14 protein-coding genes, 1 tRNA gene, 1 other RNA gene and 1 pseudogene are annotated in these 24,285 nt (G+C 69.3%); 11 read left to right on the plus strand and 6 right to left on the minus strand.

All coding sequences use genetic code 11. The features are described 5' to 3' along the window. Nucleotides 1–62: 62 nt before the first annotated feature. Complete coding sequence (locus tag AB0D59_RS02390) at nucleotides 63–2,432, plus strand: SpoIIE family protein phosphatase (protein WP_362559697.1); 2,370 nt, start codon at nucleotides 63–65, stop codon at nucleotides 2,430–2,432. 883 nt (nucleotides 2,433–3,315) lie between these two features. Here AB0D59_RS02390 and AB0D59_RS02395 read toward each other — a convergent pair. Continuing rightward, the gene (locus tag AB0D59_RS02395; protein ID WP_362559700.1) at nucleotides 3,316–4,017 is read right to left on the minus strand and encodes an NAD(P)H-binding protein; all 702 of its coding nucleotides are present in this window, start codon (nucleotides 4,015–4,017) and stop codon (nucleotides 3,316–3,318) included. A 114-nt stretch (nucleotides 4,018–4,131) separates the two neighbouring features. Here AB0D59_RS02395 and AB0D59_RS02400 point away from each other — a divergent pair, with 114 nt between their 5' ends. From AB0D59_RS02400 to AB0D59_RS02415, 4 genes are all read left to right on the plus strand, one after another. Then, nucleotides 4,132–4,851, plus strand: coding sequence for a TetR/AcrR family transcriptional regulator (locus AB0D59_RS02400; protein WP_362559701.1), 720 nt, complete (start codon nucleotides 4,132–4,134; stop codon nucleotides 4,849–4,851). A 261-nt stretch (nucleotides 4,852–5,112) separates the two neighbouring features. Further along, nucleotides 5,113–5,391: a hypothetical protein gene (locus tag AB0D59_RS02405; protein WP_362559703.1), complete on the plus strand. Its 279-nt coding sequence runs from the start codon at nucleotides 5,113–5,115 to the stop codon at nucleotides 5,389–5,391. 134 nt (nucleotides 5,392–5,525) lie between these two features. Then, nucleotides 5,526–5,774, plus strand: coding sequence for a hypothetical protein (locus tag AB0D59_RS02410; RefSeq protein ID WP_058850160.1), 249 nt, complete (start codon nucleotides 5,526–5,528; stop codon nucleotides 5,772–5,774). After that, nucleotides 5,771–6,172 (plus strand): DNA-binding protein, encoded by a 402-nt coding sequence (locus AB0D59_RS02415; RefSeq protein WP_362559705.1) that lies wholly within the window; start codon nucleotides 5,771–5,773, stop codon nucleotides 6,170–6,172. The genes AB0D59_RS02410 and AB0D59_RS02415 overlap by 4 nt, the downstream gene beginning before the upstream one ends. Before the next feature lie 423 nt (nucleotides 6,173–6,595). Here AB0D59_RS02415 and AB0D59_RS02420 read toward each other — a convergent pair whose 3' ends face one another. The 3 genes from AB0D59_RS02420 to AB0D59_RS02430 form a co-directional block, all read right to left on the minus strand. Then, the gene (locus tag AB0D59_RS02420) at nucleotides 6,596–9,025 is read right to left on the minus strand and encodes a helicase-associated domain-containing protein (protein ID WP_362559707.1); all 2,430 of its coding nucleotides are present in this window, start codon (nucleotides 9,023–9,025) and stop codon (nucleotides 6,596–6,598) included. A gap of 834 nt (nucleotides 9,026–9,859) precedes the next feature. After that, entirely contained in the window at nucleotides 9,860–10,357 is a 498-nt protein-coding gene (locus AB0D59_RS02425) for a Pycsar system effector family protein (protein ID WP_362559709.1), read from the minus strand. Further along, entirely contained in the window at nucleotides 10,341–11,627 is a 1,287-nt protein-coding gene (locus AB0D59_RS02430) for an adenylate/guanylate cyclase domain-containing protein (RefSeq protein ID WP_362559712.1), read from the minus strand. Before AB0D59_RS02430 ends, AB0D59_RS02425 begins: the two co-directional genes overlap by 17 nt. 136 nt (nucleotides 11,628–11,763) lie before the next feature. On the opposite strand from AB0D59_RS02430, the gene AB0D59_RS02435 reads away from it, so the two are divergent. The 3 genes and pseudogenes from AB0D59_RS02435 to AB0D59_RS02445 all read left to right on the plus strand — a co-directional run bounded on the left by AB0D59_RS02435 (nucleotide 11,764) and on the right by AB0D59_RS02445 (nucleotide 19,404). After that, nucleotides 11,764–14,268, plus strand: coding sequence for a helix-turn-helix domain-containing protein (locus tag AB0D59_RS02435; RefSeq protein WP_362559714.1), 2,505 nt, complete (start codon nucleotides 11,764–11,766; stop codon nucleotides 14,266–14,268). Nucleotides 14,269–14,911: 643 nt separating this feature from the next. After that, a pseudogene (locus tag AB0D59_RS02440) lies at nucleotides 14,912–15,897 on the plus strand (tyrosine-type recombinase/integrase); the annotation flags it as partial. A 198-nt stretch (nucleotides 15,898–16,095) separates the two neighbouring features. Beyond that, a complete protein-coding gene (locus AB0D59_RS02445) occupies nucleotides 16,096–19,404 on the plus strand; it encodes a type ISP restriction/modification enzyme (protein WP_362559716.1) in 3,309 nt (1,102 codons plus the stop codon). Nucleotides 19,405–19,411: 7 nt separating this feature from the next. On the opposite strand, the gene AB0D59_RS02450 is transcribed toward AB0D59_RS02445, so the two are convergent. Together AB0D59_RS02450 and AB0D59_RS02455 are read right to left on the minus strand one after the other, a co-directional pair. Beyond that, nucleotides 19,412–19,657, minus strand: a complete 246-nt coding sequence (locus AB0D59_RS02450; protein WP_362559717.1) for a hypothetical protein — start codon at nucleotides 19,655–19,657, stop codon at nucleotides 19,412–19,414. Nucleotides 19,658–20,128: 471 nt separating this feature from the next. Continuing rightward, nucleotides 20,129–20,216 (minus strand) — tRNA-Ser (locus AB0D59_RS02455). Nucleotides 20,217–20,288: 72 nt separating this feature from the next. Between AB0D59_RS02455 and ffs the strand changes: the two genes are divergently transcribed. The 3 genes from ffs to purD all read left to right on the plus strand — a co-directional run bounded on the left by ffs (nucleotide 20,289) and on the right by purD (nucleotide 24,075). Beyond that, nucleotides 20,289–20,387: signal recognition particle sRNA small type (gene ffs, locus AB0D59_RS02460), an RNA gene on the plus strand. Nucleotides 20,388–20,432: 45 nt separating this feature from the next. Next, nucleotides 20,433–22,673 carry a DNA polymerase III subunit gamma and tau gene (locus AB0D59_RS02465; RefSeq protein WP_362559720.1) on the plus strand — a complete coding sequence of 747 codons (2,241 nt, stop codon included), beginning with the start codon at nucleotides 20,433–20,435 and terminating at the stop codon, nucleotides 22,671–22,673. A 130-nt stretch (nucleotides 22,674–22,803) separates the two neighbouring features. Further along, nucleotides 22,804–24,075: a phosphoribosylamine--glycine ligase gene (gene purD / locus AB0D59_RS02470; RefSeq protein ID WP_362559723.1), complete on the plus strand. Its 1,272-nt coding sequence runs from the start codon at nucleotides 22,804–22,806 to the stop codon at nucleotides 24,073–24,075. The last annotated feature ends 210 nt before the right edge of the window (nucleotides 24,076–24,285 follow it).

The raw sequence follows: 24,285 nt of genomic DNA on the forward strand, positions 1-24,285 counted from the left end.
TGCTTGAGGCGGGTATCGGGCGGGCAGTCGCCCGCCGGGTTCCCGGGCCGAGGAGCAACACCATGGTGGAGCAGCAGCGCGAGCCCACGCGGCACGGTGAGACCGGAGCGGCCGGGCTGGCGGCCACCGTCGACCGGCTGAGTGCCGAGATCCGCGCCCTGCGGGAGGACAGCGAAACCCGGACTCTGGTGAAAATCGCCCAGGGCGTCCTGGTGGAGCGGCTGAACTGTGCTCCGACCGAAGCCGCGCGGCAGCTGCAAAGGCTCGCCTCCGACGCCCGGATATCCCTGCCCGAGCTGGCCGCCGACATCGTCGACCAGGCCGCCTCGGACACCATCGCCCGTGCGGCCGCGGAAGCCCGCGCCGCGCAGGCCGCGCCCGGCACTGGCCGGACGGCGGAGGCAGCCGCGCAGCCGCAGGGCGAAGGGGCCGCCCTGCGACTGCGGACGGCGGAGGCCGCCGCCATCCTGGCCGGCGACGACACCCAGGCGCTCGCCCGCGCCCTCCTCGACCGGGCCCTGAGCCCATTGGGCGCCACCGCCGCCGCCGTGTGGTCAGTCGCCCCCGACGGGTCCCTCACGCTGGAGGGAGAGGCAGGGTTCGGCCCCGCCGAGGCCGCCCGCTGGCGCTATGTCCCGCCCGGGCTCGGCACCCCGGCCCAGCAGGCCAGCACCGAGGACCGAACGCTGTGGATCACCGAGTCCGGCGACGCGCTGCCGCCCACCATCGGCGGCGGCAGCGGCGGCACACGGGCCGTCGTGCCTGCTCAAGGCGGCGGTCAGCGGGTAGCCGTCCTGGAGGTCCACTGGCCCGGCCCCCACTCCGCGCTCGCCCTCCAGCGGCAGCTGGACGCCCTGGCCCAGCTGTGCGCCCTGTCACTCTCCGACCACGGCGTGGAGTCTGGCAGCCCGCCCGGAGGGGCTGCCGCCTGGCTCGTCGGACTGCTCGACGGCCTGCTGGACTCCGTCGCCCTGCTGCGACCGCTGCGGGACCGCGACGGCCGGATCACCGACTTCGTGATCGAGCACACCAATGAGCGCTTCACCGACCCGGCCGGTCGTCCTCGTGGCTCGCTGACCGGGCTGCCGCTGCTGGAGGCGTATCCGCTGTTCGCGGCGGAGGGCGGGCTGTTCGAGCGGATCAAGCGGGTACATAGCACCGGGGGCCCCTATCGCAGCCAGAGCATGGTTTTAAGGTTCCCGGGCAGCCCGGCGCCCCCGGCCGTGGTCGCTGCCGTGGGGCTGGCCCGCTTCGGCGATGTGGTGCTGCTCAGCTGGCGTATCCCGGAGGGCGATGCCCGGCTGGCCGACCTGCTGCAGCACGCCCAGCGGGTCAGCCGGATCGGCGCCTTCGAGGAGAACCTGACCACCGGTGAGATCACCTGGACCGAGCAGCTGTCCACCCTGTACGGGCTGCCGCCCGGCGCGGCCCCGGTGCCGCTGCACCAGCTCTCCGGACACGCGCACCCCGACGACACCGGCGCCGTGGGTCGCTTCCTGCGCACTGTGCTGCACAAGCGGGAGGAGAGCGCGATCACCTTCCGGCTTCGGCGCGCCGACGGGGTGGTCCGCCACCTGCGGGTGGTCGCCGAACCCGTCTGCGACGCCTCGGGGCTCCTGGTCGCGGTACGCGGCGCCTACCAGGACATCTCCCCCCACCACTGGACCGAGGTCGCGCTGGCCGCCACCCGGGACCGGCTGGCCGGTGCCGAGCAGCAGGCCGCGGAGCATCACCGCCTGACCCGGCAACTGCAGCGGGCGATCATGCCTCCGACGGCTCACCCGGTGTACAGGCCGGGACTGCGGATCGCCGTGCGCTACCGCCCGGCGGAGGAGGACCAGCGGGTCGGCGGAGACTGGTACGACGCCGTCGCACTTCCCGATGGCCGGGTGCTGCTCACGGTCGGCGACATCGCCGGCCACGGCATCGCTGCCGCGACGGGCATGGTCGTCCTGCGAAACGCCCTGCGCGGCCTGGCCGTCACGGGTGCGGGGCCGGGTCGGCTGCTCTCCTGGCTGAACAGCGTCGCCTGCTGCCTCACCGAACAGGTCACCGCGACGGTCGTCTGCGGCCTGTTCGATCCCGAGGCCCGTGCCCTGAGCTGGGCCAATGCAGGACACGTGCCCCCGGTCCTCGTCAGCCACGGGAAGGCCGAAGCCCTCACGCCGCCGGACGGTGTGCTGCTGGGCGCTGTCGACGACGCCTCGTACGAGGAGTTCCGGCACGTCCTGCGGCCGCAGGACATCCTGCTGATGTACACCGACGGCCTGATCGAGCGCCGCGACAGCAGCATGGAGCAAGCCCTCGGACAACTCCTCGCCGCCGCCAGCCGCCCGGTGGACGATCTCGAGGACTATCTGGACCATCTGCTGTCCTGTGACATCGCCGACACCGACGACGACACCTGCCTGATCGCCGTTCAACCGACCTGATCGCCGTGCTGCCGGCGGGCTGACAGCCGGGCCGGTACTCCGCCGGCGCCGCCGCATCCGCTGAGCAAAACGCCCCGCTCAGACACCCGTCTGAGCCGGGCTTGGGTGGAGCCGCCTTCGGGATTCGAAACCCGAGACCTACGCATTACGAGGGCCTGCAAGATCGTGACGTAAGGGGCGTGGAATGGTCGGAAGGTTGTCCTGGGAGCTGGAGAGAGCCTCCTCGGCCCGGGGTTTGCGGCCCGGGAAGCGTGATCTTCCTATGACCGGCAGAACCGGGGAGTGGCGGGTTACCGAGAGGCAGTCGGAGGGGCCGTAGTAGTAACGATCGACGGGACAACACAACCCGCCGCGAGCGAAGGACCCCTGCTTCATCGATGCGATTCGCAAACAGGGAGGGACCCGGATGAGTGCCGTTTCGGCTGGTTCCATCCGCCGGGAGGAAGGCGCCGCAGGGCCGGGGCACCGACCTCTGGACAAGGTCCGAGCGTTGCAACGGACGCTCTACCGCTGTGCCAAGCAAGAGCCCGAACGCCGGGTTCACGCCCTGTATGGCCATGTCCATCGCATGGACGTTCTCGGGCGGGCGTGGGCCGGTGTGTGCGCAAACCGAAGAGCCCCCGGCGGGGACGGAAAGACCGTCGATGCGGTGGAAGCCTCGGGGTGATGAGAACCTTTGAAATCGGGTCTGGTCGGAATTTCGTGACGGTCACGATCGCGTAGTCCTCAGCGTCTGTGAACGGTCACGATGATCTCCATGGGGAAGTCCATGAACTTCCCCATGGAGATCCCGAACGCGCTTCCGTGGTTTTCCGGTCCTACCGGCGCGGCGGCGCACACTCAGGGCGATCCGACAGATGCAGCCTTGGTCCGTTGGTGTCGGTCAGTAGCCGATGGTGAAGCGGCGTTGGACGAAGCGCGGCAGTTCGGCCTCGTCGACAAGGGCGACGGCGGAGTCCTCCATGGAGATACGGCTGCGCCCTTCCGCGTCGAGTACCGGCTGGTCGCCGCCGATTCGGAACCGGCCCGTACGTTCCCCGGGTGCGATGTCCTCCGCGGGGCTGAAGTAGGTCCACAGCCGGTTGGAGGTGCGCAGGACGTTCAGGGCGTCGCGGTGGCCGCGCACCGCGGCGGCGTACTCCCTCGGCAGGCCGATCGCGTCGAGGGTTTCGTGCAGGAGTTCGTCGGAGTCGGCCCGTACGACTCCGGGCTCGATCTCCAGGCTGCCGGCACCGCCGATGACGATGAGCCGGGTCCGTGGGTGGCTTTCCAGCGCCTTCAGGAGTGCTCGCGCGGCGGTGGCGTACACCGTGGGATCGGCGATCGATCGGGCCACGGTGTCGGCGATGTCCTTGGCGGCGTTTCCGGGCTGGAATCCGCTGATCAGTACGTCGAGGCCGGGTATGACGGCGGCGACGGCGTCGGCGTCAAGGACGTCGACGCTCTTCCAGACGACGTTCTTGCGGTCCTCGTCGATCCCCGTGGCGTCGCGGCTGAAGGCCGTGACGTGATGCCCCCGGTCGAGGGCTTCGGTGACGACGCGACTGCCGATGCCGCCTGTGGCCCCGATGACTCCGATGTGCATGGCTCTCCCTGGGTAGTTGCTCGTACCGCCGCCTGCCTTCACGGCAGGCATAGACTATACGGCGTGAAGTATTAATACGGCGCACAGAATTGTGACGCTGTAGAGTGAGTGGCCATGGAAAGCGTGGGAAACACCAAGGGGCGCCGCGAGCGGTTGAGGGCCGAGACGACCGCTGAGATCAAGAAGGTCGCGCTGGAGTTGATGGCCTCGGGGGGACCGGACGCGATCACGCTGCGGGCCATCGCGCGCGAGATGGGTATGACGGCCAACGCCATCTACGGCTACTTCGCCACCCGCGACGACCTGGTCACCACGCTCATCAGCAACGTCTACACCTCGCTGGCCGACACCGTGGACGCCGCCTGGGACGCCGCCCCAGCTCAGGATCCGGCCGCTCGGATCCAGGCATGGGCCCGCGCCTTCAGGAACTGGGCGCTGGCCAACCCAGAGGGCTTCCGCCTCATCTACGGCGACCCCGTCCCCGGCTACCAGCCGCCCGAGGGCGGCGCCGCTCCGGAAGCCGCCCGCCGTGTCTGCACTGGCATCACCGCACTCGCAGCGGCGGCCTGGCCGCACGCCGAACTCCGTTACTCGGACAGCGACTTCGAGTGGTCCGACTTCGACCTCGGTCTGCTGGACAAGGTCCGCCCGGCCTTCCCCGACCTGCCCCCTGCCGCCGTGGCCCTTGCCCTGCGTATCTGGAGCCACCTGCACGGCCTGGTGTCACTGGAGATCTACGGCCACCTGCAGACCCAGGCCCTCAGCCCGGAGAAGCTCTTCCGCGAAGAACTGGCCCGGCTCATCCAGTCCTTGGGCATCACACCGCAGAGCTGACTGCCCTGCGCAAGCGACCCAGCTACAGGACCGCTGACTCGCCTCTGTAGGGCAAGCACGCTTGCCGGACCCTCCCCTGGGCCGCGCTCACTACCGAACCCCACCAGGCAACGTCACACGCTGGCAACCGCGAGCCATGGCTTGACTGCTGGCGACGGCGCCGCGACGGATACGCCGCTGCTGAACACACCGGTCCTCATCGGTACGGTGCAGCGCTACGGCGAGGCCATGAGCACCTGAGCCCCAGCCGCGCCGGAGGCGTTGATCGAAGAGGCCACCGTCGACGCCTACGGCGAGGATGAGCAGCTCACCGGCTTCTTCACGATGATCGAGGAGAGCCTCGCCGTGCCGTTCCCCACGACTGTTCTCGGCGTCGAGGTGAGCGTGGTCGGTGTCGATCTGACCGAGGACGGACGCGTGGTCGCACGCTGCGCCCGGGGGTCGGTCCGACAGGACATCGGAATTCTGGACCTGTCGCTGCCGGAACCCGCTCCCGAGGGCCCGCAATGGATCGAGGCATACCGCTACCGGACCCGCTGAACTGGCGCGTCGTACAAACTGCCCAGCTGAGCCCCAGCTCGAACGGACAGTCGCCCCGACTGCCGCTGACCGGACCGACTGCGATGCGGGGAACAGACAGCACGTAGCGCGCATACCGCAGTATGCTTGCTGCTATGGCTGACACCACACGTATCACGGTGACACTCCCCACCGAGCAGGTGGCGGAGCTGAAGAAGATCACGGACAACATCTCCGGCTACGTGGCCGAAGCGGTCGCCAGGCAGATCCGGCACCAGCTCCTGGGGGCCGACCTGCGCAGCCACACGGACGAGCATGGGGCCTTCAGTGAGGAAGAGCTGGCCGAGGCGCGGGCGCGGATCTTCGGTACGACGTCGGCCGCCGGCGGCGCGAGCGCAGCGTGAGCGGGCACCTCGAGACCGTCGTCCTGGACAGCGAGGGACTGTCGGCCTGGGTGGCGCAGGACCGGAAGGTTCTGGCGATGTTCCAGGTGTTCCACGACCTGGGAGCGGACCTTGTCGTCAGCGCCAACACCATCGTGGAGGTGAGCCACGCCAGGGTGAACCTGCCCCGACTGCAATGGGCGCTCTCCCGGGTCAAGGTGGAGCCGATCACGGAGGTGGCGGGCAGGGCGGCGGCCCAACTGCTCAAGGGCGCCGGTCTGCACGGACACAAGCACGCGATCGACGCCACCGTCGCGGAAGCGGCCTTGCGTCAGCCTGGCCCGGTCGCCATCCTCACGTCGGATGTCGATGACATGACCCGGCTGTGCGGCAGCAAGGTCCGGATGATCGGGCTATGACCGCGACATCGTCCCGGGATCATGGGCAGATCCGCGTGGATCCGCCGAGACCAGAGTCGCCGCAGGCCAACTCGTGACGGGTGAATCAGGCATCGACGGATGCGGGGGCATGACTGCGTTCGGTGCCGAAGCTTCTCAGGGCGCAACACCTGCTGGCGGCTCAGGGCGGCGACTGCCTCTTCGTCCACGCCGTAGCGGACGGCCAACTCCTCGTGTGGGTCCTGGCGGCCGGTAACCGTCGTGAAGTATCCCGTCAGATGGTGTGGCTCCCCGCGGTCTGCGCCGGTCGCCCCATAGTTCGTCGTCCAGGTCGATAACCGTCCGACTCATGTTTGTCTCCCTGATATCAAATATGGAGTCAAGTGAATCTCGCGAGGTGCCCGCGGGTGGCACACCCGGGCACCCGGCCTTGGCCGCCGAGTCCTACGCGGGCATCACGCCATGGATGCGGGAGAGAGTGAAGACGCGTTCCGCTTCGCGCAGGTGGCACCAGGCGTCGAGGTAGGGCGGGTCGAGCTCCAGGTCGCTGAGGGTGCGTACGGTCCGGTTGCCCGAGGTGGCGATGTACTCGACCGTGATGCCCGCACCGGTGTCGATGGCATGGGCGACCTGGCGGACGTCGCTGTACGACAGGTGCTTCGCGTATCCGGCGACGATCTCCTCGGTGTCCGTCGCGAAAGGCACCCCGCTGCCGAACGGGTCGGGTTCCGGTGCAATCGGCGGGGCCTTGAGCAGCCGGTCGGCCAGGACGTCCATCCCGGCGTCGGTGGGCATGTCCGAGGTGCGGGTTGCGGTGGTTCGGGGCCCGCGCCGTCCGACGTTCCTTCGCGGGGGCGGGACGGCCGCGGCGGCCCTGTGCGGCATGCGCTTTTCGATGCGTACCGTTCCCCCGGCGGTTTCGGCGACCGGGGCGTAGCCCGCAGCACGGAGCGCGGCGAGAGTCGTCGCGGGTGGGCTGCCGCTGACCAGGACCGTCGGGGCAAGCTGCCGCAGGGCGAGCTTGGACAGTGCGCGGTGGGCGGCGAGTTCGGCCAGGAGCGCGGGTTCGTCGCCGTGGATCACACAGACCGCGGGGGCGATGCGCACCCGTCCGTGACCTCGTGCGGTGTCGGCGATGAGATAGGTCAGCGGTTGTGGCAGGGCCGTGGCGGAGCCTGCTGCCAGGTCGGCCGTGATGTCGTCCGGGGTGCGGCCGGCGTCCAGGGCCCGGCGGATACTGCCGGCACTGAAGCGCCATACCGACGCCGTGCCACTGGTCTCCCGGTCGGCCATCGAATCCAGCAGCGCTGCGAGTCGCGCGGACGGGGTGCCGGTGACGACGGCGGTGAGGTCGGCGCCGATCCGGGCCGTCGTGGTCGCGGGGGGCAGTAGTCGCCGGGCCGCGATGTCGAGATCTTCGTCGGCGTGGGCCGCCAGGTGGGCACCGAGCGGGGACAGCGCACCGCGTGCCAGCACGCCCAGCAGTTCGCCTTCGCGGACCACGGTGCTGAACGGTGCCGTGTCCTGGGGCGAGGCGTCGTCGGCGAGCGGACGGTGCCAGGCCACGAGCGGCCCCAGCTCCGAAGCGACCTTCACACCCTGTCCTGCCGGAAGCCCCGCTGCCGCGGTGAGCAGCCCGTGGCGGGCCTGCAGACAGCCGCCGCAGTCAGGCGCACCGGCGAGCGCGGGAAGAGCCTTGTTGTCTTCGTCGCGCGCCCGGGTGGGAGTGAGCGGCAGGTCCCGCCATGCCCGGAGCAGTACGGCGAGTTGTTCTGCGGGCTCCTGCTCGGCCCAGGCATCGTACGCCTCGGTGGGAGGAACGCGATCGCCGTCGCGGGCCAGCAGCCCGGCGGCGTACGCGGTCTCCAGGGCGATGCGTACGACGGCGTCGTCCGCCTGGGCGGCCTTGCCGAGCCGGGCCAGTTCACGCGCGCCGATCCCGCCCGACTTCAGCCGGGTCGGTGGAGCGGTCGCGCATGCCGAAAGGACGGAGGCGGCATGGGCCCCGAACGCGGTGGCGGCCACTGCGGCCTCCCGCTCCACCTCCGAGGAGGTGAGGGGCACCAACTGTGTGACGGGCGGCAGAGGTTCGAACGGAGCGCGCCAATCGGGGCCCCGCAGAGCCAAGGCCACCTCGACCGGCATCCGGACGGGCCCGTACCGGTGACGGTCCTGGAACAGAAGCCCGCGGTCGAGTGCCCATCGGGCGCCTGGTTGGAGGTCGCGGCCAGGAGCCCCGAACGCGACGAACAGTGACTGACGTGGCTTGGACCTGGCGCTCTGCTCAAGCAACTTCCGTGTGGCCGCAGGTGCCCCCGCCACCAACGCGGCGACCCGTTCCGCGTCACTGTGATGCTCCACCAGAGCCGCGAGTCGCTGCTGCTTGGTGCCGGGTGGCTTGATACCCAGGACCGCCAGCATGCCGCGCAGTTCCTCCGAGGTGGTGCCGGCCAGCAGCTCTTCCAGCGGAGCGTCAAGTCCCAGGGGCGTGCTCCACGCCTGCCGCAAGGGCTTAGGCATGCGGAGCGCCTCGTTGCCGTCGTGCCACACGAGCGCCCGATCCGACAGCGCCTCCAGGGTCGCGTCCAGCGCGTGTACCGCCGCAGGGGACGTCGCGCCGAGCAACTCCGCGAGGCTGTCCCGGGTCGCTCGGGCCCCCAGGGCGGCCAGCGCCTCGGCGGCCTGCAAGCACGGCAGCGTGAGTTGCGGCAGGACGAGTGCCACGGACCCCGGACGTTGGAGACGGTCCGCCAGTTCCCCCACCGAGCGCGGTTCCGGAGAGGAGGCTGCGTCCTTCCGCATGGCGAGTACGCGTGCCAGGCGGGAACCATCGAGTTCGCTGAGCCAAGTCGCAAGCGTCGATCGGGACTTCATGAGGTGCACCTCGACAGACAGGGAACGTCACAGGCCCGCCGAAGCCGCTTCGGCGCCAAGGCCAAGGATGGCGCAGTTCCATGAACCTGGGATGCCGTACGAAGACAGAGTCTGGGGCACCTCCCCGCCGCGGTCCCAGCCCGACGAGACGAGCCGACGGCAGTAGAAGATCTGGCTGCCCGCTTGCCGAAATGCCCCTAATAGGGGTATGTAAATGCAACTGAAACTGCAACCAGCGCACGACGAAGATCCGAGCCGCGATTGCGGCTCGGATCTTCGTTTCGCCTGTCCAGGCGGCTGCGGAGGATACGAGATTCGAACTCGTGAGGGGTTGCCCCCAACACGCTTTCCAAATGTCCGTTTGGGGGTTCGGCGGGGGCCTTGGGTGTCCTGACCTGGGGCGGAGTGGGACATCGGGCGGGTGGCGGATGGCGCTGGACGGGGGTGAATGAGACCAGAACTGAGACCAGAGCGCCGGGCCATGCCTTCTTGACGACGATGGTCTCCGGGAGGACCTTCTCCAGGTTGACGACGTCCGAACTGAAGACGGTGACCGGCCCCTTTTGCCGGCGCGCGATGATGGCGGGCACGGCGTCGATCGCGTACCTGTGGCCGTGCAGCTTGGCGTCAGCCAGGAGGCGGCGGGCCTGGCGGGCCCCGTCTTTTCCGATGTCGGCGACCTTTGCACACGCAGTGACGTTCGGCCTAATGCCCGGTACGGCTCGCGGGCTCCGGATTCGGCGATGCCAGCGCCTATGGGTCTGTACGGTCGTTGGCTGGACACGCCCCGCCTTGGCAGCCTCGCGCATCTCGGAGACATCCCGTACCCGTACTTCATCGCACCGCGTCGAGCAGCGTGGCGGCCGCGACCAGCGCGAACCCGCACCCCAGGAGGTCCACGGCGCGGGCGATGAGCCGGTATTTCCGGGTGGCCAACAGGGACAGTTCGATGAGCTGGGCGCATCGCTCCAGATCGGTGTCGTCCGGATCGGACAGATGAGCAACGAGATCGTCCGACCGCCCTCGGTACTGAGCGTAGTGGGCGAAGTAGCCGCCCACGCCCAGCTGCGCGACACCGCTGGGCCGGACGCAGACGAGCAGGTGGACCAGACCGGCGGTCATGCAACCGATGCCCAGCCACGCGAGCCACTCGGCGCCGTTCCACAGGGCGAACAGGCCCGACCTGCGGACGGTGAAGGCGGCCACGATGCCGGCCGACACTGCAGAGAACAGCGCGAGCAGCGTGGCCGCCTTGTGGTCCGCGCGTGTCAACTCCGCCCGTACGTCGACGAGCGCGCCGGGCAGGTCCCGAAGGTCACGCGGGTGTGCCATCGAGGGCGCCGTCCTGGCCTAGGTCGGTCATGGTGCCGCGGGTCTCGCGGATCTGGTCACCGTTGGTGTCGGTGATGAGTTGGGCGGCGATGCCCCGGTTGTTCCGGCATACCTCCACGGTCACCGGTTCCCCGGGCCGTCGGGTACCCGCCTCGGGACCCAGGTGCACGAAGAGCGCCTGCCGGTTGCCCCGTGCATCGACGACGTCGACGAAGGCGTACTTCTTGTCGGGCCCGGGGAAAACTCGCTGGAACTGTCCCTGGACGCGGTTGCCCTCCTGTACCGTGCAGCCCGCCAGCGGGTTCTTCCCTTCCTGGAGAGGCGGCAGCGGGACGAACCTGACGGAGCGTCCTACCGTCAGGTCGCCCTCGCCGACGATGTACCGGCGGTCGACGTAGTGATCGCCGCCCTCGGCATCCGTCGTGATGAACCCTTGGCCGCGCGTGGTGTTCCAGTGCCGCACCACCCCTTCCATCGTCGCCGCCGCCGGGTGGTGCGCCCACGGCTTCGGGACGAGCGCCGCGGGCTGTGTGCCGGAGTTCCTGGAGTTCGCCTGGCTCTCGGTCGCCTCGGTCAGCATTCCGTTCCTCGCTCCGACCGGCACCTGACGCCAGATGACCTCGCGGTACTTGACTAGCTCGGGGAAGCCCTTGAGCTGGACTGTTTCCTCCGTATCCGTCAAATAGTCGCTGGGGCCATGCCCCGATGCCAGGCCCATCTGGGACGACACCTTGAGCATGTTCGCGGAGACGACGGTCGCGCTGTCGACCCAGATGGCCTGCGGCGCGCCCGCATCGCACAGCCGCGAAGCACGGTCGACGACGGAGCCGGCGTAGTCCAGACCGCCGCCGGGTGCCTCGTATTCGACGACGTGGCCGGTGGCGATGCCGACCGTGGCCAAACACTCCTTGACCGAGTTCTTCCTGTTCTCGGCGAGAAGCATCTCCTGGATACGGATCGCCGCGTTGATTGCCTCGGCCGCGTGCTCGCTGTCGAAGGCCGCGAGCGTGCCGTCGCCCAGGTACTTGACCACGGTGCCACCCTGGGAGGTAACGGCCTCGGTCGTGATGTCGAGGAACTTGCCAATGGTGGCCAGCCAGTTCACCTCGGCCGTCTTCGTCTTCATCTCTGTCGACCCGGACAGATCAGCAAGGAGAATGACCCGGTACGGGCGTTCGGAACTCATGGATGCTTCATGAAAGAGCCTGTAATGATCAGTTGCCATGCCGTGTGACCTCCAAGTGGCGTGTTGTAGGTGGGTGATGGCCATGGGCCACCTCCGCCGACCCGTGGTCAGTGGGTCAGCGAACTTGAGCATCAGGGGGCGGCAACGATGTTCGCCACCTCAACGGGGCAGCCATAATCAACCGATCAATTGCGTGCAACGGTTGTGGAGGTAGGGCGAGTTGGCAGGCAGGCCAGGACGTCGCGAGCAGCCGCTCGATCCGCAGGCGGGCCCGTTGGAGCGCTTTGCGCTGGGGCTGCGTGAACTGCGCGAGAGCGCCGGGCTCACCTACCTGGAGATGGCACAGGGAGCTCACTTCGCCGCCAGCACTCTCTCCCAGGCCGCTGCGGGACAGCGGTTGCCCACCCGAGAGGTGCTCCTGGCCTACGTTCGTGCTTGCGGCGGCGACCCGGGACGGTGGGCGGATTACTGGGAGCGCGTACGACGTGAGGTGTACGGGCTCAGCGGGACGGAGCGGCGGAGCCTCACCGCCGTCACCCCCTCTGCCACCGGGCGTACGGAGGCCACCAGTTTCGTAGGCCGTGAGCATGAACTCGCAGCCGGTGCGGATTTGTTGACGCGCTGCCGCCTGGTCACGCTGGTCGGGATCGGCGGCGTGGGCAAGACGCGGTTGGCCCAGCGGATCAGCCGTTCGGTGCGGGAGCGGTTCATGGACGGTACGTACTGTGCGGAGCTGGCCGATCTCGGCCGCGACCGTGCCTCCGCCGAGGCTGTCGCCGAGGTGATCGCCGCGGTCGTCAGCGTGTCCGCCGGGCCGGGGCAGGACCCTGCGCACGCGCTGGCCACCGCACTGCGCGGACGGAGCGTCCTGCTGCTGCTTGACAACTGCGAGCACGTTCTGGACGCGAGCGCTCACGTAGTACGCGTTCTGCTCGATCTCGTGCCGGAGCTGCGCATCCTCGCCACCAGCCGGCAGCCCCTCGACATCGATGCTGAGCACGTACTGAAGGTGAGCCCGCTGGCCCTGCCCGCCCTGTGGCCGGAGCCACTCCACGACACGGGCGCCACGGAACAGGATCCCCTCGCCTCGCCGGCCATGACACTCTTCGCCGACCGGGCAGGTGCCGCTTCCCCCGGCTTTCGGGTGACCGAGGCGAACCGACACGTCGTGGCGCGCGTGTGTCGGAAGCTGGACGGCCTGCCCCTTGCCCTGGAGATCGCCGCACGACGACTGCGCACCCTGACCCCGGACGAACTTCTGGAACGCCTTGACCACCGGTTCCGGCTGCTCGGCCCCGGCGGCCGCGACCGCACGGCACACCCGCGCCATCAGGCGCTGCGCGCGCTCTTCGACTGGAGTTACGAGTTGTGCACCGAAGCCGAGCAAACGGCCTGGCAGCAGCTGTCGTTATGCGTGGGCGGGGTACTACTGGCTGACGCCGAGCGACTGTGCGGGCCCGCCGAGGGTAGCGAGGCCCCCGCAGCCGCCACACCTGATGACACGTTCGAAGCCCTCGCCGGACTCGTGGACAAATCACTGCTCACCACGGTAGACACCGGCGACCACACCAGACTTCACATGCTGGAGACCGTTCGCGCCTACGGTCAGGAACGACTCGCCGAGAGCGACCGGACGCAGTCCGCGCTGCGTCGGCACCGCACCTGGTACCTCGGCCTCGCCGCGCAGGCAGGGGCCGCCTACGGTACGTCCGAAGAGGCTGGATGGCTGCGCCGCCTGCGCCCCGAGCACCCCAACCTCCGGCAGATCGTCATCGCGCCGCCGCCCGGTGACGAGCCCGCCGAGATCGTGCTGGGCGCCTGCCTCGGCTTCTGGCTGCACTGCCTGACGTCGGGCAACGTGGGAGAGGGTGCGCACTGGATGCGCAAGGTCATCGAACAGCAACCCCGGCCACCGGCGTCCGAGGCCACCGGGACCTGGTACCGGGCCGTCTGGGTGGCGGGCTTCCTGCTGCTGCTCAACGGTGACCACGTCGGCGCCCAGGAGATGATCGGCCGGGGCGAACATGCCCTAGCCGACCCCGCAGACCGTACGGTCCGCCAACCGGTCCGGGCCGAACTGGCCGCCGCCTTTTTGCAGTTGCGCGGCCTGGCGGCGCTGGTCACCCAGGACACGGTGAATGCGGCACGGTACAGCCAGTCATCCCTGGAGACGGGGCACGGGGTGGCCACGCTGTTGACGCGCAAGCAGTGCGTCGCCCAACTCGGCTTTTCCGCCGTCATCCAGGGTGACCACGCGCGTGCCACGGCCCTGCTCGAACGGGCCCTGGCCATGTCAGATGCCCAGGGAGACACTTGGCATCGCTGCTACCTACTGTGGGCCCTCGCCGTCAGTCGCACTGAATCAGGACGGCCGCAGGAGGCGGTGGAGCTCCTGCGGCAGGCCCTTGGGCACATCCGGGAGATCGACGAACGCCTGGGGGAGGCGACGATCAGTGAGACGCTGGCCTGGGTGCTCGCCCCCCTCGGCGCGGCCGGCCCGGCGGCCGTCGTGCTGGGGGCGGTGGACCGCGTCTGGCAGCCGTCCGGTTCCCCGCGGCTCTTCGGGTTCGCCCTCCTGACCGCCCACCGAGAGCGAGGCATCGAGCTCGCCCGTCGTTCTCTCGGTGACGTCGCTTACGCGCATGCCTACGAGAAAGGCCGACGCCTCGGTCTGCGCCGTGCGCTGGACGAGGCGTTTCGGGGCTTGGAGGCGGGCGAGTCCTGAAGATGGGCTTCCTGGATCAGGAAACTCCTTGCACTGCCGTATGCGGTGTTCAGGAATGGGCCGACCTCTCTCGGCTCACTGGCCTGACAGGTCGGTGACGCGGCGGGTGCGCGCCCGTCGGAAAATTGGTCTAGGACGGCGGGGCGGCTGGCTATGTTGGTCGGGCGTCTGCGCTCGGACCGCGTCATGCTCCGCAACCCGGGCCCGGCCCGTTCCGGCCCGAAAGGCGGACGGCCCCGCTGACACGGCGATCAACGGGCTGGTTGAGAAGTTCGCCACGGAGAACGACCTTCTCGTCGTCCATCGCGATCACCTCAGATTATGGAACAACGGGGGTCCTTGCTGTTGACGCTCGGTGCGGTGAACGGCCTGGGGCAGGGCGACCAACGAAATCGGGAGCGCTGGAAGGGATACTACGAGTAAGGGCGCCTCTCGGCCGACGTAGTGCTGACTGAAGGCCAGGTGCCACCCGTTGAAATGCGGGTAGAAGACGACGTTGGGCGAACTGCCAGGGTGTTTTCGCGGCGGTGGCGAAGGCGGCGGGGCCTTCTGGGAGGTGGGTGAGGACGCTGAGGAGGAGGGTGTGGGAGACGGCCAGGAGGGGGCCGTGGCGTTGGGCGGTGTGGTGGAGGAAGGTTGCACCCAGAAGATCAATACTCGCCGCGAGACGAGGAACGCCCAGTCCCGCGCCGGCCAGCGCCCCATCGGCGCCCCCGACGAGCTGCTCCAGCTCCTCCGACAGCACCGCGAGGAGCAGGCCCGCGAGCGAGTCCGGGCACGCGACCTGTGGACGGAGAAGGGGTACGTGTTCACCTCGCCCACCGGCGAGCCCCTGGACCCGAACACCGACTACCACAAGTGGAAGGAGCTGCTGAAGGCCGCCGGCGTTCGCGGTGCCCGCCTTCACGACGCTCGCCACACCGCGGCGACGGTCCTGCTCATCCTCGGCGTCTCCGACGCGGTCGTCGACTCCATCATGGGCTGGGAACCCGGCAAGTCCGCCCGGATGCGCCGCCGCTACCAACACCTGACCAGCCGCGTCCTCAAGGACACCGCCGCCAAGGTCGGTGGCCTCCTGTGGGGCACGGACGAGACTGTGGGAAGCGCTGTGCCGGATGCCAGCCAGAGCCCTGTCCCCGCCGAGCTGGTGGTCCACGTCGCCCGCCTTGGCGAGTGGCGTGTTCCATTCCTCCACCGAGAGCACGCCGACGAGGTTGTCGCACGGTGGAGCGAGGACTGGCCCGACCACACGGCTGATGTCGAAGAGTGGGACCGCTGGCGCTGGGAACACCAGGACTCCGGCGGCGCGAGCGTCATCCGCGACCGCGTGCCGGAGCGGGCCGTGGTCTTCCACGCTCGAGCCGTGTTCCTTCCTGGCGGGGGAACGCGCGGCGACCGAATTCCCCGAGCAGTGGTCGCTGCTGGCCTGGGAGTTCGAGACCGACCGCTACACCGATCGCGCCTCGGCCTGGCGCACGGCCCACCGCCCCGGCCCGGTCCAGGAGGTCGAGGCCCAGGTGCGAGGCATCGACGAGGAAGCCGTCGAGGCAGCCTTCGACGAGGCTTGCGCACAGGCTGTGGATCGCGCCCGAAAACCCCTGGAAGTACGGTGACACGGACGACTGGTAGCAAGGTGCCTGCCTGAGAGGGGGCTGGCCTGTTTCGGCCAGCCCCTGCTTCTTCGGCGGGTTGCTCAATTGGATGAACGAACTGCCGATCTTGGTCGAATCTCAACCAAATTGGTTCCGAGGGGAGTTGGTGCCTTCTCGCCCATCTTTAGGGCTGACATACTCCTCACGCCATGATCGATAGCGCGGGGGTGCGACAGTGACGCAGGACCAGGAGTTCGGCTGGCTCACGGAAGCCATATCGACCTTCGGTGCATCATGTAAGACCATGGTGAATGGTCCGGGCGACCCCGAGGCGTCCATCCGCCCGCCTCTGCAGAACCTCTTGGAGGCAGTGGGCAGCCACGACGCCATGGACGGCGTTCTGTGGCACTCCGAAACACCTCTGCGTGATGTAGGCGTGCGCCCTGACTATGCGGTCGAGGTGCACGGTGACATCGTTGGCTACATCGAGGTCAAGCGTCCCGGTCACCCGGTCGACCCGGAGAAGTTTACGGGGCGTAACAAGAAGCAGTGGGAGCGGCTGCGCGACCTGCCGAATGTGCTCTACACCAACGGCACCGAATGGCGTCTCTTCCGCACCGGGGAACTAATCGGCTCCCCGGTCGTCTTCAATGGCGATCTGGCCAGTGCGGGACGCTCGTTGACCGCCCGCGAGCCTGCCGCGTTCCACAGCCTCCTGAAGACCTTCTTGCACTGGGTTCCCGAGCCGATCCGCCACGTCTCCGCTCTGGTCCGGCGCACCGCGCCGCTGTGCCGCCTGCTGCGTGCAGCGGTCCTGGAGCAGTTGGAGCGGGAGGGACGGTACGCAGCGGAGGGCGTGCGTCCTGAGGAGCTGCGATTCACCGGGCTGAAGAATGACTGGCGCAGGCTGCTCTTCCCTACAGCCGACGACGCCACCTTCGCCGACGGATACGCCCAGACGGTGACCTTCGCGCTGCTGCTTGCGCGCACGGAGGGCATTTCCCTGAAGGGGGTAGGGCTGCACGAAGTCGGCCGGCGCCTGGATGCCGGACACGCCTTGATGGGCAAAGCTCTTCAGCTCCTCACCGACAACATCACGGTGAGCTTCGAGGTCAGCCTCGACCTGCTCATCCAAGTGATCGACGCGGTCGACTGGGCAGCGATTCGCAAGGGCCGACGGGATGCGTACCTGCACCTGTATGAGTCGTTCCTGGAGGTGTACGACGAGAAGCTGCGGCAAAAGAGCGGCTCGTACTACACCCCGCGCGAGGTAGTGGAGGAGATGGTGCGCCTCACCGCGGACGTGTTGCATACCCGCCTGGGGCGCGCGGACGGATACGCGGACGAGAGCGTGCGCATCGTCGATCCGGCGATGGGGACGGGCACGTACCTTCACGCGGTCATCGAGCATGTCGCCGCCTGGGCAGCGGAGAACATCGGCCCCGGAGCGACGCCAGATGCGATAGGCGGCCTGGCGAAGCGCCTGATCGGTTTCGAGCTGCAGATGGGGCCCTTCGCCGTCGCCGAGCTGCGAACTTCGGATCTACTTAAGCGACATCAAGCGGTCGCACCGACGGACGGCATGAAGCTGTTCGTCACCGACACGTTGGATGACCCGTACCTGGCCGAGGAAACCCTCGCCTCGACGTATGGCGTGATCTCGGAGTCTCGCAAGCGGGCGAACCAGGTGAAGGCCAGCACGCCGGTCACTGTCGCGATTGGCAACCCCCCCTACGACGACAAGGCCAAGGGCCGTGGCGGCTGGATCGAGAAGGGAACCCCCGCGCAGGGTGTCGCCCCCATCGAGGCTTTCAAGTGGCCCGGCAACGGCCGCTATGAGCACGTGCTGAAGAACCTCTACGTCTACTTCTGGCGCTGGGCGACGTGGAAGGTCTTCGACGCCCATCCGCAGGATCAGCAGGGAGTTGTCTGCTTCATCACGCCCTCCGGCTTCACTACCGGGCCCGGCGGGCGTGGCATGCGGGACTACCTGCGGCGCACCTGTGACGAGGGCTGGATCATCGACCTTTCTCCGGAAGGGCACCGCCCGGATGTGGCCAGCCGGATCTTCCCGGGTGTCGCCCAGCCGCTGGCCATCTGCATCTTCGTCCGCAGCAAAGACACCGACCCCGAGCGGTCCGCCCGTGTCCATTACCGCGCCGTGCACGGCAAGCGAGGCGTCAAGTACCGCCAGCTCAAGGAGATCCGGCTGGACGACGACGGCTGGCAGGACACGCACTCGGATAGCATCCGCCCCTTCCGCCCGATCACCGAGACGGGGTGGGAGGACTACCCCGCTCTCGACGATCTCTTCTGCTGGGGGAGCCTGGGTATCACGGCCAATCGGTCCTGGGTCAACGGCCCCAGCAGGCAGGTGCTTGAGAAGCGATGGGCGCGTCTGATCCACGAGACCGATCCGGTCAAGAAGGCGGAGCTGTTCAAGGAAACGAGAGATCGTTCGCTGCATGACAGCCGGGCCCCGCTGCCCGGGCAGCCGAAGCGCACCCAGGAGCTCGCGGACGAATCAGAGCTGGCGCCTGACCTGATGCGCATCGCCATGCGGAGCTTCGACCGTCAGTGGTTGATCTCCGACAGTCGTGTCATCGACTTCGCCCGGCCCACGCTGTGGGAAGCCCTGCAGCCAGGCCAGATCTTCCTCAACCAGCAGTCATCCCACGAGATCGAGACCGGGCCGGCGATCGTCGCTACCGCCCTGCTCCCCGACACCCACCACTTCAACGGTCGCGGCGGCAAGGTAATGCCGATCCTCCATCCGGACGGTACCCCCAACGTGCATCCGCGCCTCCTTGCCCACCTGGCGACTGAGCTCGGCCTCGACCACCGAATCATGGTGCACGACCTGGCCGCGTATGCGGCGGCTGTCGCCGGGCACGCCGGATTCACCAAGCGGTTCACGGAGGAGTTGCTCACCCCTGGGGTGCGGCTGCCGCTCACCCGCGATCCCGCTCTGTGGCGCGAGGCGGTGCAGTTGGGCGAGCACTTGCTGTGGGCTTCGACGTACGGGGAACGCTACGTTGATCCGGAAGACGGCCGGCCGGCCGGAGACATTCTCTTCCCGCAGGGCGATCCGCGCCGGCTCCGTTACGACCAGCACATCGGGATGGATGTCCCCGCCGAGATCCGCTACGCCGAGATGAACCGAACTCTGCACCTAGGTGCCGGATACGTCAGCCCGGTCCCCGCAGAGGTGTGGAACTACGACGTCGGCGGCATGCAGGTCGTCAAGAAGTGGTTCGGTTACCGCAAGGCAAGCCCCAACAGCCGCAAGACGAGTCCCTTGGACGACCTGCACGTGGACTCCTGGCTGGCCGACTGGTCACGCGAGCTTATGGAACTGCTCTCCGTGTTGCGCCGGCTCGTCGACCTCGCTCCCGCGCAGCAGGATCTGCTGGACCGGATCCTCGCAGCTCCCACGGTCACGGCAGCCGACCTTGAGAAGGCCGGCATCCTGCCGGTGCCCGTCAAGGCCCGCAAACCCCGTCGTCGAGTCGAGCTCCTCACTGACGCCGACGAGGAGTCGTAGAGGCGGCTCAGTGTTCCTTTGCCCGGCGGTCCACGTACGCTGCAGCCTCCGTCGCGCTCCACGCTCCCTCGGCGAGCTGACGGAGGGCGTGCAGTTCCGCGTCGAGTGAGGGCGTGCGGCGCTGCAGTTCGCCGGCGAAGACGCTCACCTCGACCAGACGTTCTGCAAGCACGGCGCACTCGGCTTCGAAGTGCGCCGCCTTGCCGCGCGGCGTGATGGTCAGATGCTCACCCGTGACCTCCAGCAGGCCCATCCAGCTGAGAGTCCGTACGTCATCTGTGATGCTCGCCTCGTCGAGACCCCGGACTGCCATCGCTATCGCATCGAGGGATGGAATCTCCGCGGTCACGAGGTGGTGCAGAAGTTGAAGCTGCGAAGGGGAGAGAGCTGAGTGCACGGGTCCATGTTTAGCAGCAGCGAGGACAGTCCTGCGCATCAGGGCTGATTCCGACCAAATGGCACCTGAACCGGATCGGTATCGCTGGCCTGCCCAGGGTCTGCGGAGGCCCCCTGCGGGCGCGCGGCGCGAGCAGCTGGTCGGAAGGGTGGCGACGATTCGGACGGGAGGCGGACTGGAGTGCGGAAGCGCAACTGAGACCACGCGACGACGGAAGGGCGCCGGATAGCGGCGGCGTCGGCTGAGCCGCCCCGACCTGGAACGCGAAGAAGGCCCTGACCAGCGTAAACCAGTCAGAGCCTTCGACGTATTGCCCGGTGAGAGCAATGGCGGAGGATACGAGATTCGAACTCGTGAGGGGTTGCCCCCAACACGCTTTCCAAGCGTGCGCCCTAGGCCTCTAGGCGAATCCTCCGCTCGGAACATTACATGACCGAGAGGAGTGCTCGCGAACTCGTTCCTACCCCCTGACGTCGGGTACTCTGTGCAGAGCCCCTCACGCGGCGCTATCTGACTGAACTCCCCCAGGGCCGGAAGGCAGCAAGGGTAGGTTGGCTCTGGCGGGTGCGTGGGGGGCGCTTGCGTTTGCGGGCGGGGCTGCTTGTCAGTGGGCGCCTATAACCTCGTATGTGTGTCGTCTCTCGCGCTGTACCGCCGCTATCGCCCGGAGTCGTTCGCCGAGGTCATCGGGCAGGAGCATGTCACCGACCCGTTGCAGCAGGCGCTGCGGAACAACCGGGTCAATCACGCGTACCTGTTCAGCGGGCCGCGTGGGTGCGGGAAGACCACCAGCGCACGGATCCTGGCCCGCTGCCTGAACTGCGAGCAGGGGCCGACGCCGACCCCCTGCGGCGAGTGCCAGTCATGCCGCGACCTCGCCCGCAACGGGCCCGGATCCATCGACGTCATCGAGATCGACGCGGCCTCTCACGGTGGTGTGGACGACGCCCGTGAGCTGCGTGAGAAGGCCTTCTTCGGGCCTGCCGGCAGCCGCTACAAGATCTACATCATCGACGAGGCCCACATGGTCACGTCGGCCGGCTTCAACGCGCTGCTCAAGGTCGTCGAGGAGCCCCCGGAGCATCTGAAGTTCATCTTCGCCACCACCGAGCCCGAGAAGGTCATCGGGACCATCCGGTCGCGGACCCATCACTACCCCTTCCGGCTGGTGCCGCCGGGCACGCTGCGGGACTACCTCGGCGAGGTGTGCGGCAAGGAGAACATCCCCGTCGAGGAGGGCGTGCTGCCCCTCGTCGTGCGCGCCGGCGCCGGTTCCGTGCGTGACTCCATGTCCGTCATGGACCAGCTGCTCGCCGGTGCGGGAGCGGAGGGTGTGACATACGCCATGGCCACCTCCCTCCTCGGCTACACCGACGGGTCCCTGCTGGACTCCGTCGTCGAGGCCTTCGCGACCGGGGACGGCGCCGCCGCCTTCGAGGTCGTCGACCACATCATCGAGGGGGGCAACGACCCGCGCCGCTTCGTCGCCGACCTGCTGGAGCGGCTGCGGGATCTGGTGATCCTCGCGGCGGTGCCCGACGCCGTGGAGAAGGGGTTGTTCGACGCCCCCGCCGACGTCCTGGAGCGTATGCAGGCCCAGGCCGGCACGTTCGGCGCCGCCGAGCTCAGCCGCGCGGCCGACCTCGTCAACGACGGCCTGACCGAGATGCGCGGCGCCACCTCCCCCCGCCTCCAGCTGGAGCTGATCTGCGCGCGCGTGCTGCTGCCGGCCGCCTACGGCGACGAGCGGTCCGTGATGGCCCGCCTCGACCGGCTGGAGCGGGGCGTCAACTTCTCGGGCGGGGGCGGTGCGCCCGCGATGGGGTACGTCCCCGGGCCCGAGGCACACCCGGCGGCGCCGGGCGGGGCTTCCGCGGGTGTGGCTCCGGTTCCTGCTGCGGTTCCTCCGGCTCCGGTTCCGCAGGGGGGCGGGCCTGCGGCGGCCCGTGCGGCGGTACGAGGGGGAGCGGCACCCGAGCCCGCGCCGGTGCAGGCGCAGGCACCGGCACCGGCCCCTCAGCCGGCTGCGCCCACACCGACGGCCCCGCCGACTCCTCCGGCAGCTCCTCCGGCCGCCCCGCCCGCCGCCGCGCCCGGCGCCTGGCCGACGGCTGCCCCCGCGGGTGGCGGCGCCGCTCGGCGCCCCGGCGGCTGGCCGACGGCCTCGGCCACGGGCGCGGGCACGGCGGCCGCGGGCGGGGCCACCAGCACGGGCACCCCGGCGCCCCAGCCGGCCCCGGCGGCCTCGGCTGCCCCTGCCGGCGGGCTGGACCCCCGTGTTCTCTGGCCGAACATCCTCGAAGCGGTCAAGAACCGTCGGCGCTTCACCTGGATCCTCCTCAGCCAGAACGCCCAGGTCGTCGGTTTCGACGGCACCACCCTCCAACTCGGCTTCGTCAACGCCGGCGCCCGCGACAACTTCGCGAGCAGCGGCAGCGAGGACGTGCTGCGGCAGGCGCTGGCCGAACAGTTCAGCGTGCAGTGGCGGATCGAGGCGATCGTCGACCCGACGGGCGGCGGCGGCTCGGCCCCGGCCGGCCCCGGATACGGCGGCGGTCAGCCCGGCGGCGGTTACGGCGGCGCGCCCGCGGCGTCGTCCGGCTACGGCGGCTCCGCCCCGGCGTCCTCGGCCCGCCCGGCGACGTCCCAGCCCGGGCCGCCGACGGCCACCCCCCAGAGCTCCCCGCCGTCCGCCGCGAGGGCAGCGTCTCCGGCCCCGCCGCCCGTGGCCTCCGAACCGCCTCCGGTGTCTCCCGAGGACGACATCCCCGAGGAGGACGACCCCGACCTCGACGAGTCGGCCCTCTCCGGCCATGAACTGATCGTGCGGGAGCTGGGGGCGACGGTGGTGGAGGAGTTCCAGAACGAGTGACGCGCGGCGGGCGCCGCCGGTGAGGAGGCGGGAGCCGAGGGTTCGCCGGCCCCGCCCTCGGCTCCCCTTCGCCCCCCCTGCACCCCCTTGGAGAATCCTCCAGTCGGTGCACCCGGCTACGCTGACCCCCGTGAAGGTCCTCGTCATCGGCAGCGGCGCCCGCGAACACGCCCTGTGCCGCTCTCTGTCCCTCGATTCCGACGTCACCGCGCTGCACTGCGCCCCCGGCAACGCCGGTATCGGCGAGGTCGCCGAGCTGCACCGGGTCGACGCCCTGGACGGCGCCGCCGTCACTGCCCTGGCCCGGGAGATCGGCGCCGAACTCGTCGTCGTGGGCCCGGAGGCCCCGCTCGTCGCCGGGGTCGCCGACGCCGTGCGCGAGGCGGGGATCCCGGTCTTCGGCCCCTCCGGGGAAGCCGCGCAGATCGAGGGGTCCAAGGCGTTCGCCAAGGCCGTGATGGCGGCGGCCGGAGTGCCCACCGCCCGTTCGTACGTCTGCACAGACGCCGATGAGGTCGCCGAGGCCCTCGACGCGTTCGGGGCGCCGTACGTCGTGAAGGACGACGGGCTCGCCGCCGGCAAGGGTGTCGTCGTCACCGACGACCTGGCCGCCGCCACGGCGCACGCCGCCGGGTGCGACCGCGTCGTCATCGAGGAGTTCCTCGACGGCCCCGAGGTCTCCCTCTTCGCGATCACCGACGGTGTGACGGTCCTCCCGCTCCAGCCCGCCCAGGACTTCAAGCGCGCCCTGGACGGGGACCAGGGGCCGAACACCGGCGGCATGGGTGCCTACTCCCCGCTGCCCTGGGCCGACCCCAAGCTGGTCGACGAGGTCATGGAGACCGTTCTCCAGCCGACCGTCGACGAGATGCGGCGGCGCGGCACCCCGTTCTCCGGTCTCCTCTACGCCGGCCTCGCGATCACCTCGCGCGGTGTCCGGGTCATCGAGTTCAACGCCCGCTTCGGCGACCCCGAGACCCAGGTGGTCCTCGCCCGCCTGAAGACCCCGCTGGCCGGCGTCCTGCTCGCCGCCGCGAACGGCACCCTCGGCGACCTCCCGCCGCTGCGCTGGCGCGACGACGCCGCGGTCACCGTGGTCGTCGCCTCCCACAACTACCCGGACACCCCGCGCACCGGCGACCCCATCACCGGCCTCGACACGGTGGCCGCCGAGGACGCCCCGCACGCCTACGTCCTGCACGCGGGGACGAAGCGGGACGGCGAGGCGGTGGTCAGCGCCGGTGGCCGTGTTCTCTCCGTGACCGCGACCGGTCAGGACCTGACCCAGGCGCGTGAGCGGGCGTACGCGGCCGTGGCACGGATCGAACTCGACGGCTCCCAGCACCGCACGGACATCGCGGCGAAGGCGGCGGCCGAGGCAGCCGAGGTGGCCGAGGCCTGAGCGCCTCCGTGCGTGCACCGCTCCTGGTCAGGCCCCGGACCCCGAAAATCCGGGGCCTGATCGTTGCTGTCTGTCGATCACCTCTGACCAAAGCCATTCCATCGAGTGACCGATGCCCCATCCGGCTGACGGGGGCCGAGGCCCCAACTAGGGTGCGGCGCAAGCGTTCCGGCACTTGGCCCACCGGCATTGCGATGTCAGTGGCGGGTG

The sequence above is a fragment of the Streptomyces sp. NPDC048417 genome (genome assembly GCF_040651615.1).
Classification (GTDB): Bacteria; Actinomycetota; Actinomycetes; order Streptomycetales; family Streptomycetaceae; genus Streptomyces.

Coding starts and splice junctions, on each gene's coding strand:
- AB0D59_RS02390 (WP_362559697.1), top strand. CDS start 63: ATGGTGGAGCAGCAGCGCGAGCCCACGCGGCACGGTGAGACCGGAGCG.
- AB0D59_RS02395 (WP_362559700.1), bottom strand. CDS start 4,017: ATGCACATCGGAGTCATCGGGGCCACAGGCGGCATCGGCAGTCGCGTC.
- AB0D59_RS02400 (WP_362559701.1), top strand. CDS start 4,132: ATGGAAAGCGTGGGAAACACCAAGGGGCGCCGCGAGCGGTTGAGGGCC.
- AB0D59_RS02410 (WP_058850160.1), top strand. CDS start 5,526: ATGGCTGACACCACACGTATCACGGTGACACTCCCCACCGAGCAGGTG.
- AB0D59_RS02420 (WP_362559707.1), bottom strand. CDS start 9,025: ATGAAGTCCCGATCGACGCTTGCGACTTGGCTCAGCGAACTCGATGGT.
- AB0D59_RS02425 (WP_362559709.1), bottom strand. CDS start 10,357: ATGGCACACCCGCGTGACCTTCGGGACCTGCCCGGCGCGCTCGTCGAC.
- AB0D59_RS02430 (WP_362559712.1), bottom strand. CDS start 11,627: ATGGCCATCACCCACCTACAACACGCCACTTGGAGGTCACACGGCATG.
- AB0D59_RS02450 (WP_362559717.1), bottom strand. CDS start 19,657: ATGGGCCTGCTGGAGGTCACGGGTGAGCATCTGACCATCACGCCGCGC.